The sequence below is a fragment of the Paenibacillus sp. 01T424 genome (assembly GCF_056398745.1).
The window spans coordinates 1-14,064 of the sequence record NZ_JBFTPZ010000019.1; the positions used below are offsets into that span (position 1 = coordinate 1).

The 14,064-nt window shown below is 47.0% G+C and carries 16 protein-coding genes; 9 read left to right on the forward strand and 7 right to left on the reverse strand.

Annotated features, from left to right (window positions below; all coding sequences use genetic code 11):
• Window positions 1-897, forward strand: an 897-nt coding sequence (locus AC1DPK_RS15720) for an electron transfer flavoprotein subunit alpha/FixB family protein (RefSeq protein WP_477510908.1), incomplete at its 5' end; no start/stop codon positions are given.
• A gap of 219 nt (window positions 898-1,116) precedes the next feature.
• Here AC1DPK_RS15720 and AC1DPK_RS15725 read toward each other — a convergent pair.
• The 5 genes from AC1DPK_RS15725 to AC1DPK_RS15745 form a co-directional block, all read right to left on the reverse strand.
• Window positions 1,117-1,788: an SOS response-associated peptidase gene (locus AC1DPK_RS15725; protein WP_477510909.1), complete on the reverse strand. Its 672-nt coding sequence runs from the start codon at window positions 1,786-1,788 to the stop codon at window positions 1,117-1,119.
• Window positions 1,789-1,927: 139 nt separating this feature from the next.
• On the reverse strand, window positions 1,928-2,779 hold the full coding sequence (locus AC1DPK_RS15730; RefSeq protein ID WP_441877899.1) for a helix-turn-helix domain-containing protein: 852 nt from the start codon (window positions 2,777-2,779) through the stop codon (window positions 1,928-1,930).
• A gap of 398 nt (window positions 2,780-3,177) precedes the next feature.
• A complete protein-coding gene (locus AC1DPK_RS15735) occupies window positions 3,178-3,891 on the reverse strand; it encodes a hypothetical protein (protein WP_477510910.1) in 714 nt (237 codons plus the stop codon).
• 25 nt (window positions 3,892-3,916) lie between these two features.
• Complete coding sequence (locus AC1DPK_RS15740) at window positions 3,917-4,369, reverse strand: flavodoxin (protein ID WP_441877895.1); 453 nt, start codon at window positions 4,367-4,369, stop codon at window positions 3,917-3,919.
• Window positions 4,370-4,399: 30 nt separating this feature from the next.
• Window positions 4,400-5,200 carry a hypothetical protein gene (locus tag AC1DPK_RS15745; protein WP_441877893.1) on the reverse strand — a complete coding sequence of 267 codons (801 nt, stop codon included), beginning with the start codon at window positions 5,198-5,200 and terminating at the stop codon, window positions 4,400-4,402.
• A 374-nt stretch (window positions 5,201-5,574) separates the two neighbouring features.
• On the opposite strand from AC1DPK_RS15745, the gene AC1DPK_RS15750 reads away from it, so the two are divergent.
• Window positions 5,575-6,750, forward strand: coding sequence for an exosporium glycoprotein BclB-related protein (locus AC1DPK_RS15750; RefSeq protein ID WP_477510911.1), 1,176 nt, complete (start codon window positions 5,575-5,577; stop codon window positions 6,748-6,750).
• A 77-nt stretch (window positions 6,751-6,827) separates the two neighbouring features.
• Here AC1DPK_RS15750 and AC1DPK_RS15755 read toward each other — a convergent pair whose 3' ends face one another.
• A complete protein-coding gene (locus AC1DPK_RS15755; protein ID WP_477510912.1) occupies window positions 6,828-7,418 on the reverse strand; it encodes a hypothetical protein in 591 nt (196 codons plus the stop codon).
• Window positions 7,419-7,540: 122 nt separating this feature from the next.
• Here AC1DPK_RS15755 and ilvA point away from each other — a divergent pair, with 122 nt between their 5' ends.
• Complete coding sequence (gene ilvA / locus AC1DPK_RS15760) at window positions 7,541-8,809, forward strand: threonine ammonia-lyase IlvA (protein ID WP_076268397.1); 1,269 nt, start codon at window positions 7,541-7,543, stop codon at window positions 8,807-8,809.
• 59 nt (window positions 8,810-8,868) lie between these two features.
• Here ilvA and AC1DPK_RS15765 read toward each other — a convergent pair whose 3' ends face one another.
• Window positions 8,869-9,846 carry an aldo/keto reductase gene (locus AC1DPK_RS15765; RefSeq protein ID WP_477510913.1) on the reverse strand — a complete coding sequence of 326 codons (978 nt, stop codon included), beginning with the start codon at window positions 9,844-9,846 and terminating at the stop codon, window positions 8,869-8,871.
• A gap of 133 nt (window positions 9,847-9,979) precedes the next feature.
• Between AC1DPK_RS15765 and AC1DPK_RS15770 the strand changes: the two genes are divergently transcribed.
• The 6 genes from AC1DPK_RS15770 (at window position 9,980) to AC1DPK_RS15795 (ending at window position 13,962) form a co-directional block, all read left to right on the forward strand.
• Window positions 9,980-11,143: an MGDG synthase family glycosyltransferase gene (locus AC1DPK_RS15770; protein ID WP_477510914.1), complete on the forward strand. Its 1,164-nt coding sequence runs from the start codon at window positions 9,980-9,982 to the stop codon at window positions 11,141-11,143.
• Between the two features lie 18 nt (window positions 11,144-11,161).
• Window positions 11,162-12,355, forward strand: coding sequence for an MFS transporter (locus AC1DPK_RS15775; protein WP_477510915.1), 1,194 nt, complete (start codon window positions 11,162-11,164; stop codon window positions 12,353-12,355).
• A 15-nt stretch (window positions 12,356-12,370) separates the two neighbouring features.
• Complete coding sequence (locus AC1DPK_RS15780) at window positions 12,371-12,979, forward strand: TVP38/TMEM64 family protein (RefSeq protein ID WP_076268400.1); 609 nt, start codon at window positions 12,371-12,373, stop codon at window positions 12,977-12,979.
• 11 nt (window positions 12,980-12,990) lie between these two features.
• Entirely contained in the window at window positions 12,991-13,371 is a 381-nt protein-coding gene (locus tag AC1DPK_RS15785) for a zinc ribbon domain-containing protein (RefSeq protein WP_477510916.1), read from the forward strand.
• A gap of 122 nt (window positions 13,372-13,493) precedes the next feature.
• Window positions 13,494-13,637, forward strand: a complete 144-nt coding sequence (locus tag AC1DPK_RS15790) for a hypothetical protein (protein WP_179089810.1) — start codon at window positions 13,494-13,496, stop codon at window positions 13,635-13,637.
• 25 nt (window positions 13,638-13,662) lie between these two features.
• Window positions 13,663-13,962 carry a transposase gene (locus AC1DPK_RS15795; RefSeq protein WP_339206509.1) on the forward strand — a complete coding sequence of 100 codons (300 nt, stop codon included), beginning with the start codon at window positions 13,663-13,665 and terminating at the stop codon, window positions 13,960-13,962.
• Window positions 13,963-14,064: the final 102 nt, after the last annotated feature.

Here is a 14,064-nt window from a genome sequence, read left to right on the forward strand (position 1 = left end):
CATGTCCACCATGTCCACGCCGTCCTTGCCTGCTTCGGCGGTGCGGCGGATGAAGCCGCCGCACTGATCGCGCGGGGCGCGGACGTCGTGCATATCGCCGACGATCCGGCCCTTCGCGCCTTTGCGCCCGAGGCGTACATCGCCGCCCTCGGCGCAGCCATAACTGCGGTGCGGCCGGACGCGCTATTGCTCGGCCACACCGCTTTGGGGCGCGAGCTCGCGCCCCGAGTGGCCGCTGCCCATGGCGCTGGCCACATCGCTGACGTCATTGCCATCGAAACATCTGACGATGGCAATGACGTCTTATTTACCCGCCCGCTCTACGCCGGCAAGGCGTTCGAGCGGCGCAGCTTTATTTCGGGCGCGACGTGGGTCATCACGGTGCGCCCGAACAACTTGCCGGCGGCAGAACCACTGGACGCCGCCGATATAAAGGGCACCGCAGCGGAGCTGCCGTTCACGGTGCCGCCGCTTTATACCGCCGTGCGCAGCCTTGTGCGCCGCGCCRGCGGGCAGCTTGATCTTGCCGAAGCCGACGTCGTCGTGTCCGGCGGCCGAGGCGTTCGCAGCGCAGCAGGTTTTGAGCCGCTGCAAGCGATGGCAACAGCGCTCGGGGGCGCAGTCGGCGCCTCTCGCGGCGCATGCGATGCCGGCTACTGTGATTATGCCCTCCAAATCGGGCAAACCGGCAAAGTTGTTACACCTCAGCTCTATATTGCCTGCGGAATCAGCGGCGCTATTCAACATCTGGCGGGTATGAGCCAATCTCGCGTCATTGTCGCTATCAACAAAGACCCCGATGCCCCTATTTTCAGCGTTGCTGATTATGGCATCGTAGGCGATTTATTCGAGGTCGTTCCGCTATTAACAACAGAGCTCCAACGCGCTCGCGCTTAAATGTCCTAGTTTTCATCTAATTGCCTCTCACCCGTATCGTGCTTAAAATTTTTTACTTAAGTTGATTCCATTTACAACCAACTAAATCATTATATATCTGATTCAAGCACCTAACCCCGTCCACTAAAAAATCAAAAAAAGGCGTCTACCCTGTTTCGGCCGCATACAGAGCCGAGTCAGAGATAGGACGCCTTTTTGGTTAACTACACTTCATTTTACTTAAGCAAAATCAGGACGGATTTCACGGATGCAATCCGGCGATTCGTACAGATCATCATGCACCGCATTCGTTACCGGGTAGGCGCGCATGAGATAAGTGTCCATAGCCTCTAAATGCTTCCGCAATCCACTGAATTCGGTAATACGCGGATTGAGCCAATCTTCCATACCATCTTCGTCCAAAATAACCGGAACTCGAGGCTGCCACACCGACATCGCTCCTGTCGAAGCTGCGGTAATCATAGTGAAGGCACGCACTTCCTTGCCGCTCACGTTTTTCCAGCAGTCGTAAATGCCCGCTATGCCAAAAAGCTGCTGGCTTGGAACAACGATATGCATCGCCCTCGGATCACGCTCTTTTCCGAATTGCTTTTGACCAAAAAAGCCGCTGCATGGCAGCACACATCTTTGTCTGCGAAGCATTCTTTCTAAGAAAGGCTTCTCGGACAATGTCATATGATCTGCATTAACCGCATCCTTCGCCCAAAAAGGAAACAGCCCCCATCTCGATTCCTCCATTGTCCGCTGATCAAATCGATCATTCATGACAATCGAAACCATCTGAGTCGGAGCTGCATTAAATCGGTTTGTATGCCCCCGAATTACTTTTCCTACCTGAAACATATCCACTATATCGCCAATATCTGCTGTTAACGAAAACCGTTCAATCATCGCGACCACCCTTTTCACGTTGTTGAATCCAGTTTTTGTTAAAGTCGCGATATTTATGCAACGTTCCTATTCAGAATATTAGAAAGTCTAAACAACAGTTTGCCGAAAATAGTTCCTCTACTCTTCAAAACCCTTCGACCTACATCGTAAATCTTTTTCGGAATTTAAGAGGAGGCATTCCCGTATGGGATGCAAACAGCCTTGAGAAATGCGGCGTCTGCCGGAAGCCTGTTTCCTCTGCTACTTTTGCAATCGTCCAATCTGTCTTAATAAGCAGCAGCTTTGCTTGATCGAGTCTATAATAAAGCAAATATTGCTGCGGCGTACAATCAAAAACCTCACTCATGCAGCGAGTAATATAATTCGTATGTAACTCCAGCACATCACTCAGCATCGTGTTGCTGATTGGTGTACGATAATTCAGCTTTAAGTAGGCAGCCGCACGCTCTGCTACCGATACGGCAGCTTTAGCCGCATCCGAGCGCCAGCCTTCGTCCAGCATTTGAAGCAAATGCAGAAACCGTTGCTGCCGATCCCAGAACGCGCCATGTGACGAGCCTTTGGAAGCCTCATGCAATTGCGAGAAAATAAGACTCGCTTCATCCGTGTAGGTAAGCTTCATTTGTTTAGGCAGACGAATGGCATAAGTGTAGTAGTCCCCTCTAAGCGATCCACTTTGATTGCCTACCGTCTCCTCCCAAGCGCCTACTGTTTGAAAATGAATCCAATCAAACACAGTCTCTTCCTCGCATGGACGTGTAGAATAATGCCAGCGGTCCGGCCTTAAAATAAGCACATCTCCAGGACCGAGCGTCCATCTGCGATTATCCTCTGCTACATGCAGTGCTCCCTTGTTCACATACAACAAATCAAATACGCCGAGGTTCGTCCGATTCGGATGCTCCTCGCCCGCACGATAAACCAAACGGTTGGATTCTATGAAAAATGGCAATGGTGGTGAACGAAACGTTAGTAATAGCTCCTCTGACAACCTAATCTCTCTCCTTCTAAAGTTTTGCATAGCAAAACTTACTTCGTAAGCATGAGCTTTGTTTTGCATAGCAAAAACTTCTTCATACTCATAACCTTTGTTTTGCGCAGCAAAACTCTCTCCATAAACATTAATCCAGTTTTTGCATAGCAAAGCCTGCCATCCTAGCCTATGCTCAATTTACCTAGCAAAACTTGCCTTAAAAAGCATACGCTTACTTTTTCACAGTAAAATAAACTTCACAATTAATAATCATGTGTAAATGTGCAAAAAATGACTACTGCTCATGTTACTTGAAAACCATTTCATTTGTCTACAACAAAAGAAATCCCCCACCATTCCGCTTCCGGAAATGACTTGGGGGATTTGCAAATTTTGTATTATTTTCAGCAGCAATTTCACATCACCAGCTGTACATCCGAGCCCGAATTAACCTTAAAGAAATCTACGTCCGGCAGCAAGCTTTTGACCAAAAACATATAATCATAAGAAAGCTCAAGCGATTGCTCGTCAGGCACGAACACGACCTGCTTACCGCTTAAAAGGGAGAACACCTCGATTCGGTCAGGGAGCTTCTCGAATGCACTCATACAAAATACCGATGTCATATGAAAATATAGATTAAGAGCGTCTTCATCTGTATCTACTGCTAGCTTTTGAACTATATAATGATCAAGCGAATCCTCTTGCTCGGCAGAAACCAAATGAAAGATTTGTGAAATCTCCAAATCGAGCTCCTCTACATAAGCCGTCATTTGCTCATAAAAGATAATCGGCATACTCGGTGCTCCGCCTCCAAGCAAGAAGGCTGCCAAATGCTCCTTAATCGTTTGCTTCATTTGCAAGAAATGCTCGTCGGAATGAAATTTATAATTGCGATTCGTCCACCAATTCTCAACGGAAGTATGTATCGTTTCTACTCCGCGGGTCTCTTTGGACTGACGATAAAAGTCGTTTACCGTGTGGCTGGCTGCATATTGAACAAGCTGCCGCCAATTCACGTCACTTTCCTGCTTGCGACCGGATTTTCTTCGAGCGAACCGTTCGGGGCAACGCAGCAGCTCTTCTAGCTTATAGTCTTCCACTCTCAAAATCGCTGGCAACTGCTCCATTACAAAGTCCGCCTTTCTCGTTCCACTATCCGGCTACCGCTACAAGACCCGCAATTTGGCGTCCTAATCTTCTTCCTTGCTCTTTCTCTTCTTCCGACGCGTTATATTCAAATTTAATGCACTCTCCCGCAATTTCTGCGCCGAGCTCCTTCAGCTTCGCTTCAATTGTATCTACAGCGCCGCAATAGATTGGGTATGATGTATCACCTGAGCCAAATACGGCTGCTTTCTTGCCGCTAAGATCAAGTCCATCCATTTCTTCGAAGAAGTCGAGAAATTCATCCGGAAGCTCACCGTCTCCCCATGTGTAGGCGCCTATAATAATCGCGTCATAATGATTCAGCTCATCTGCAGTAGCATCAAAGGCCTCTTTAGAAACAACCTCGGCACCCGCTTCCTTAGCGCCTTCTACTATCGCCTCGGCCATTTCTTCTGTATTTCCGGTCATGCTAGCATACACCACAAGTATTTTGGGCATCTTTTTTCCTCCGCTTTCTATTTTTTGTCGTTAGACATTTATCGTTTGAATGCCTTGGAAAAGCGTAGCGAGATACAGATTTCCATCTTGCATATCAATATCTGTTACAGGATAACCAAGTTTAACGGATAGAAGAGTTACTTGATTACACAAATAAGTAAGCTGGAATAATCCGCGATCCGTACATACATAAACCTCATTGCCCTTCGCCTGCACAGAAAAAATAAAAAGTTTGCCGAATCTTATCCGGTCAAATCTTCCTTTTTTATCGCCAATAAACAGCTCGCCTTGATCGCTCGTTCCAATTAAGTGGCCTCTGAATACCGCTAAGCTTGTTACACTTGCATCCAGCTCAAAATGAGCCCAATCATCCATAAAACGATCATATAAAGAGATGCCGCTCTCATGCGAAATAATCAAATATTGAGGCAAATTCATAAAATCATATACACGTTTATCTTGGCATGCTATTTGCTCCCATTTGGAGCTAGCCTTGGACCAAAGCCCATATTCCGTTGCAACATAGCTGCTTCCACCGATCTTGCGATACTGATAACTAGGAATCAATATGCCATCATTGACCCATGCTTCTCCGTTCCATTCATATAAGCCGCTGCTTGAGCAGGCATGCAGCAAATCATGCTGCAACTGCAGCCGATTTACATTAGTCTGGTCTTCCATGCCTTGATCAAGCTTCTTCCATTCTCCTTCAGCATCGATTTGGTAAATCCCGTGACCGACTGAAGCGGCATACAAGCTATCAGCTCCTGCTTTAACGGACGAGAAGGGAAAGAGCAGCCAATTCCAAGGCTTGCTCGTTTCAGTCTGCATGTCTCTCACTCCTATAAAAATAATCGTTATATCGTTATCCATTCACTAATAATGCAATATGTTTCGTTTCTTATAAGGTGTTATTGGGGATGTCTATCCAAACTCTTTCATGGCAGTAGTAAAAGAACAACACCATATAGTGATAATGATTATCACTTTCGTATACATGATAACCATTCTCAATAATAATGTCAATCCTGTTCTTCATTTATTCTTCATTCATGCTCTTCTACTTCTCTATCATTTAGTAGTTGATCATCCATCCCATACAAACACACATATCCGCAAATATAGTTGAAGGACTATGACCATAGCAGATAGATACCCAATCAATAGATAGAGTACAGCCGTATAATAAGGCATCTAACAAGGAGGTGTTTTCGCTGAGTCATTATTATTATAAGAAACGTTGTGTCAGAAAACCGACTGCAGGTTGCAGTCCAAGAAGGAAGAAACACGATGACAAAATAATAGTTGTAAAGAAAAAAATTATATCTCAAAGAGTTAAAGTCGTAGCTGAGCGAGGAGAAGAAGGCCACAAAGGCAGAAGAGGACCGCAAGGACCACAAGGTCCACAAGGGCCTCAAGGAATAGCTGGTCCTACAGGTGCAACAGGATCTGCAGGGGCAGCGGGTTCTACCGGCGCTACTGGAGTTGGAGTTACGGGAGCGACTGGTGCAAATGGTATTAGCGGCGTAACCGGTGCTACTGGTCCAGCAGGTCCTACAGGACCAGGAGTAGGAGCTACAGGAGCGACTGGTGCTACTGGAGCGACTGGTGCTACTGGAGATCCAGGTGTTGCAGGAGCTACTGGCGCTACTGGTACCGCTGGCGTTACCGGTGCTACTGGGGCTACGGGAGATCCGGGTGTTACTGGGGCTACGGGCGCTACCGGTACTGCTGGTGTTACCGGTGCTACTGGGGCTACAGGAGATCCGGGTGTTACTGGTGCTACTGGTACTGCTGGCGTTACCGGCGCTACTGGTGCTACTGGTGGTACTGGCGCTACTGGTGCTACTGGTATTGATGGTGCGGGCGCTATTATTCCTTTTGCTTCAGGCATTCCAACCGAATTAACGACAGTATTAGGCGGTTTGGTAGGAACTTCGAGTCTGGTAGGTTTTGGTTCCTCCGCTGTAGGCGTTAGTATACTTGGCGGTATAATCGACCTCACAGGCGCTGCAGGAACACTTCTTAACTTTGCTTTCTCTGTGCCGCGCGATGGTACGATCACTTCTCTTGCAGCTTACTTCAGTACAACAGCAGCGCTTTCGCTTGTCAACTCTACAGTAACTATTACTGCTCAGCTTTACCAGTCAACGACTCCAAACAATTCGTTTACTGCAGTTCCAGGCGCTGTTGTAACATTAGCTCCTCCACTTACCGGCATTCTGGCTCTAGGCACTATTAGCAGCGGCATTACTCCAGGTTTATCTATTCCTGTTACTGCTGGAACACGCCTTCTTCTTGTCTTCTCTGCTACAGCTACTGGTGTATCACTTGTCAATCTTGTAGCTGGCTATGCTAGCGCTGGATTAGGCATCTCTTAAAAAACGAAATTATGAAAAACGACAGATTAAGGATTCGTCCTTAATCTGTCGTTTTCTTTTCCAAGATTCTTCGTTCATTACAGCTTTAATTGAATTTGGAGCTTGAAACGAATTTTTATCTGATTATTCTCGAACTGTACATCTCTCACCGTTACAACTTCCTGTGCCGGCAAATCTAGTGGAATGACGATCGTTTCTAGCATACTTAGCGGCAGCTGAATAGCTTTGACAGAAAGCGATTGGGGTTTAAGAATAATGTTTGGAGACTCCCAGTCCAGTGAATATACCGCATCCAATCTCGCAGGAATTTTGTTCTTATAGGTAATATTCATTTGTGCAATCAGCTTGTTCTCTTCGAGGTCAAAGTTTGCCCCATCTAGATGAATATCCCTCGCCATTTCTTGATCAGCGGATTCTGGTCTGCTGATGGCAAGCTCGTCTTTCATATTCATTTTGATCAAATGGTTAATATCGGATTCCGTGAGGACGAGCTCCAGCTTCATCTTTTTGACCATATCCAGCGCTTTCTCTTTCACATCAATCGGCGCGTAGCTCATGTCCAGCGGCTCATCCGGTGCAATGTAAGACAGGAACCACCATAGTGCGCCGCCAAGCAGTAAAAGAATAACAATGAAGCTCATTAGAAGTCTTTTTAAGGTTTTTCCCATGTGAATCCTCTCCTTGCTATACAGATAAACGATTTCTATTACGTCATCTCATAATGATAGTGCTATAATGAATCCAATCATTTTTACTGTTGATCAAAAAAATGCCGAGAGGATGGTCACCTATGAACACAAATCCTATACCGCTGCATCGTATTGGGCTTGAAGAAATCGTTCAAGCTCAAATGCACTTAAAGGATATCATTACACGAACACCACTTCAACATAACCGTGTGCTGTCCGAGCGGTTTGGATGTCATGTTCTTCTAAAACGAGAGGACCTGCAAATCGTTCGTTCCTTCAAAATACGCGGAGCGTACCATATGATGCGTTCTCTGTCACCAGAAACGCTCGCTAAAGGGGTGGTTTGCGCCAGCGCCGGCAACCACGCGCAAGGCGTAGCCTACTCGTGCCAAACACTTGGCATCCCCGGTAAAATATACATGCCCAGCACAACTCCTCGCCAGAAGGTGACGCAGGTTAACTTTTTTGGCGGATCGCAAGTAGAAGTCATCCTTACAGGAGACACCTTTGACGATGCTTATGCCGAAGCAGTCGCAGAGAGCAACCGCAATGGCCTTGCCTTCGTACATCCCTTTGACGATCCCAAAATCATCGCAGGAAACGGAACGGTAGGACAAGAATTAATGGAAGCCGCGGATACCGTACCTGACTTCGTATTCGTGACTGTCGGCGGTGGCGGGCTTGCAGCCGGCGTCTCATCTTATGTAAAAATCGTCTCACCGACAACAAAGGTAATTGGCGTGGAGCCGGAAGGCGCGCAATCACTAAGAGCATCGCTTGATGCAGGTGAAGTCGTTACCCTTGATCAAATTGAAAAATTCGTCGATGGCGCAGCAGTTAAACGTATCGGTGATTTATCATTTGAGCTATGCAGAGACCTGCTTGACGATGTTATTTCCGTACCTGAAGGAAAAGTGTGTACGACGATGCTCGATTTGTATAATGAGAATGCCATCGTAGCCGAGCCGGCAGGCGCACTGCCCATTGCTGCGCTAGAAGCATACCGTGATCAAATTCAAGGCAAGACGGTCGTCTGTGTCGTCAGCGGCGGCAATAATGATGTCGATCGGATGCAGGAAATCAAAGAACGTTCTCTCATCTATGAGGGCTACAAGCATTACTTTATGGTCAGCTTCCCGCAGCGCGCAGGAGCGCTTCGTGAATTTCTCGACAGCGTGCTAGGTCCTAATGATGATATTACACGATTCGAGTACACCAAAAAATCAAACAAAGACAACGGTCCTGCGCTCGTCGGCATCGAGCTTACGCACCGTGAGGATTACGATCCGCTCGTTGCTCGTATGAGCAAGAAGGGCTTTCAATTTCTTGAGCTGAACAAGGACCCTGTTTTGTTTAACTTGTTGATTTGATCGGCATGATGTGAATAAGATACGCCCCGTATCCATGAATGGATACGGGGCGTTTGTCATTACCAGGCGTAAGCGCGCGGTGCATCTCCGCCAGGACCAGGGAATATTTCATCAATACGTTTCAGTGCAGATTCATCTAATGAGATTTCAACTGCGCGAAGCGAGCGCTCGAATTGATCCAGCGTGCGGACACCGATAATCGGAGCCGTTACTGCCGGATTTGCAAGCAACCATGCGAGTGAAACGAGATCCTCAGGCTCGCCAAGCTCGTCACAAAATGCAGCATAGGCATCTAATTGATCACGATGCTGATCCAATCGTTTCGAATCTCCGCTGCGGCGGCCTCCGTCTTTACGACGATGATTGCCTGCAAGCAAGCCGCCGTCAAGCGGACTCCACGGAATAACGCCAAGTCCTAATTCCTTCGAAGCTGGCAATACTTCCAGTTCCGGCAAACGGCATAACAAATTATATTTGTGCTGCTCAGATACAAGACCGATCGATCCTCTTGCCTTCGCTTCGCCTTGCGCAACTGCAATATCCCAGCCGGCAAAATTACTTGAGCCTATGTAGCCAACCTTGCCTTGGTTTACTGCTGTTTCGAATGCTCCCCAAAGCTCATTCCAATTTGCACTGCGATCCACATGATGCATTTGGTACAGCTCGATATGATCCGTTTGAAGACGCTTAAGCGAACCTTCCAAATGTCTGCGAATTTTATATGCGGATAGTCCCGCTTCACGGTTCGGACCGTCATGATTATCATGCATGTCGCCGTATACTTTTGTAGCCAGCACCGTACGTTCACGGCGTCCGTCGCCCTGCTTGAACCATTTTCCGATAATTTCTTCTGTACGGCCTGCGTTCTCGCCCCAACCGTAAATGTTAGCGGTATCGATAAAATTAATGCCTGCATCTAGAGCTGCGTCTAATATACGAAATGATTCCTTCTCGTCCGTGTCCACGCCAAAATTCATTGTGCCCAGACATAAACGGCTTACTCGAAGTCCAGATCTTCCTAGTTTCGTGTATTGCACTCTAATCATCGCTCCTTCAATTTTGAAATAGGATGGATTGCGTATTCATTATACTAAAAATACACAAAGTAACCAAACGCCGTTCACAATCGCATAACAAATGTTCGTTACACTAACGGCAGGAGGTGTGTCTATGATACGTTTCGAGGAAAAACCGCAGCCGAAATTGTTAATTTTGTACGCTTCATATGGAGAAGGCCATCTTCAGGTTGCTCGCGCGATTAAGAGCGCTTGGGAGGAGCATGGCAATTATCGTACGGTAATGGTCGATCTCATGGCAGAATCTCACCCTTGGATAAATGAGTTTGCTAAGCGCTTTTACTTAAAGAGCTATACGCATATGCCCTCGCTATATGGCTGGGTGTATGATTTCACAAGGCTAATGAAGCATGATTCTTTGTTTGGCGGGCTTCTTCATTCCTTCGGTACAGAAAAAATTAGGCGTATTCTTGCAGTCGAGCAGCCGGATATCGTCGTGCATACTTTCCCTAGCTTTGCTCTGCCGAAGCTTAAGAAACGTAAAAGCGTTCATCCTCCCTCCTATGCTGTCATTACCGATTTTGATCTTCACAGGCGCTGGGTTCATCCAAGCGTCGACCGCTATTATGTCGCTACAGAGGATCTCCGATTAGAGCTTTCCTCGCTGGGAATACCGGAGAGGGCAATTCAAGTGAGCGGCATTCCGCTCAAACGCGGATTCCGTGCAACAGCCGCCTCAAGCGAGCTCTACGAGAGATATAAACTAAATCCTAATCAACCTATCGTCCTAATCATGGCGGGAGCGCAGGGCGTTTTGCCTGATGTATCGCAAATTTGCAGCAGCTTGCTGCAAAACGCTGAGGTTCAGGTCGCGCTCGTATGCGGACATAATCTGTTTATGAAAAATATTATTGAGCAACAATTTCAAGCACATGAAGGAGCTTCTCGCCTGCAGGTGTACGGGTTTATTGAGTCTATTCACGAGCTTATGGCTATATCTAATTGCCTCATCACTAAGCCAGGTGGCGTTACATTATCAGAAGCGATCGCTGCCGAGCTGCCCATATTCATCTACAAGCCAGTTCCTGGACAAGAAAAACAAAATGCATTGTATCTTAAGTCCAAAGGCGCAGCTGTCGTTGCCTATGAGGTGAATGAGCTGACGGAACAAATTTTGAAACTCGTTCATGATCCATTACGTCTTACTAATAGCAGACAATCCACTAAACAGCTTCAAGCCTCACAAACCGCAGCAGATAGCATCGTTTTGGATATTTTATCCAACTTACGTATAATGGAGAAAGCAATCACTTTATAATGGATAAGGGGCTTGCCCGTGATTACAAATCAGAAAAGTTGGTTTGGAGCGGAGATGCGACTTATCTCCGTTATTTTGTTTGTTGTGGAGTTTGTAAGAGGTGCTGTTCTTGTTAGTTTGCTGCCTATTTTTGGAGCAAAAACATTAAGCCTATCACCTGATGTTATCGGCGCTGCGATTTCAGCTCATTATTTAACCGATACGCTGCTCAAAATGGCTATTGGCTACTTGCTCGATCGTTTCTCAACTCGTATCGTCGTTCAAGCAGGTTTAATTATTTCGCTGATCGGCATATATTTGCTGCAATTCTCCGAGCTGCCATGGATGTTCATTGGTGCAGCCGCACTATATGGCATCGGAATGTCACCGATCTGGATCGTATGTTTAACGAAAGTAACTGAGCAGCAGCGTGCAACTCAAATGGGAACGCTCTACACCATTTGGATGGTGGGACTAGGAAGCGGTCCGATCGTATGTAATATTCTGCTCGATTTCAGCGTATCTTTTACGTACAAGCTGCTTGTCAGCATGTCTGTGGCTGCATGCGTATTAACACTTTTCATGAGCAAAGAAAGGGCTGCTGCATCAAACCGTATGCCATTTCGAACGCAGCTCGTCATTCTGAAGGAACGACTCGGCCATATGAAGATGCTGCTGCCGGGGATGATTTTGCAGACGACAGGCGCAAGCATGCTCGTTCCCATTTTACCAAGCTTCGCAAATCAGGAGCTGGGTATCTCAGGCACGCAATACTCCATTCTTTTAACGGCCGGAGGACTTTTTGCTGCAGGTGGACTCATCCCCATGGGGAAACTTGCCGATAAGCTGGTTAATAAAAAATGGTTTCTCGTGACTGGATTTGGAGCGTTTGCATTTGGTTTATATATGCTGGCATCAGGACTTTCGTTCTGGTATTGTTTACTAATAGCGGCTGCTCTTGGATTATCCTATTCAGCTATTTTGCCTGTTTGGAATGCGCTGCTCGCTGCCTATGTTCCACCTAATCAAGAAGGGCTTGGCTGGGGCGTATTATCCACTTTTGAAGGAATAGGCGTTATGATCGGTCCAGCTGCTGGCGGCTTAATCGCGGCTTGGAACGGAGAAGCATCCGTTTTTTGGACAAGCGCAATCCTCTTTGGATTGATCGGTTTATTTTATTTATGGTTCCCATTTCCGGCATTCGCTACAAATGAAAAAGCTACAAACAAGTAGAACGGGGTTAGATCTATGGATGATTGGCGCAACTGGCTTGAATACTTAAAACACTTGGATCTCGATTCAATCCAATGGACATTGGAAAGCTATTCGCAATGGGGGCCTTTTCCCGGCATTTTGCTTCCCATGCTTGAATCGTTTCTCCCTTTCCTCCCATTAATTCTTATCATTGCGGCTAATGCCAACATTTACGGCCTCGGCTTTGGATTTCTTTTTTCATGGATCGGTGTAAGCGCTGGTGCCTTCTGCGTATTTTGGATCAGCCGAAAGCTCGGACGCAATGTAAAAGGGAAACTAGAGCGAAGATTTCCCAAGTCGCAGCGGTTCTTCAATTGGGTTGAACGCCGCGGCTTCACGCCGCTATTCCTGCTGGCTTGCTTCCCTTTTACACCTTCAGTTGTTATAACTGTCGTATCCGGACTTAGCAAGGTGCCATTCCCTACTTTTATGCTCGCTACACTGCTTGGGAAGGCAGTTATGATATTTTGCATTTCCTTGATTAGCTTCGATATTGGCAATTTAGTCAATGAGCCTTGGCGTATATTCGTCTCGATTACTGCTGTTCTGGTCATGTGGTTCGGGGGCAAACGTCTCGAATCCCGCTATCAGCTGAATGGGTGAGGTGATGGAGTATGTTTTCATGGACCATCTTGGCTAGTTTGCCTGTACAAGCGCCTCTCCCTCTCCTCACATGGTTTGATGTTGGGGCTACGACGATCGTGCTGGTCATTGCGTTTGCTCTGCTCGCCGGCATGTTTATGTTCATTCGAATTGTTACAGATGACTCAGATAAATTTAAGGACATGAAAGAGATGGTGGAGACGATCTTCGGAACGCCTGCCCATCTCCGTCCGAATCCCGAACAATCCTCCGCCATAAAAGAAGGCAAAGGCGAGCTCATACATGATGCCGCAGCTGCTAAAGCACCATTTTCCGAACCATGTCCCGCTTGCGATGAGATCGTCACTGAACGTGATTCGGTTTGCCCCTCATGCGGACTCCACTTATTATAGTTTGCTCCTGTTCTTCCACCTTGTACTCATACATTTCATCCTTTTGTGGCACACTGTTGAGGATCTTCTTCTGAAGATAAAGAAAATAAAAAAACGATGAGATTCTCGAGGAGGGTGACCACATGTCAGGCAAACAGCCATCCGATCAACAGAAGGCAGCAAGCAAGGCGCAATCCCGAGCAGACCGCAATCTAGCCAGCAAATCGTCAGCGAGCGAACTGCAGTCAGATGCCGATCGTTCAGCTGTGCCCAAGCACGGATTATAAGGACAGGAAGGTTGGTTGACACCATATGAGCAATGATAATAACCATAATGAGATGAATCCCCTATCTGGTGAGCCTGTTGAAGTAAAAGGCACCTACCGCAATGAATGGGGACGTGAAGAGCAGCTCGAACGCGGAGATGTGTTCCCAGCAGATCCGATGCTTGGAACAACCGAGTGGCAGCTCGTTGAGCTCTTCTTCAATAATCATCATGAGGGGCATACTGATCCGAGGCTGGTGCCGCATGATGATGATAATAACCCAGAGGCTCATATGCAGCATCCAAGGCGTCATGAAGGCAGCAACAAAACTGACGATGATCAGTAAACATTGAGCATGCTGTAATATAAGCAGAAAAACAGCAGGCAAGAACGCTCTTAAGCGGCGTTCTAACCTGCTGTTTTTGTTTTATTTGCTAAACTAATCAGC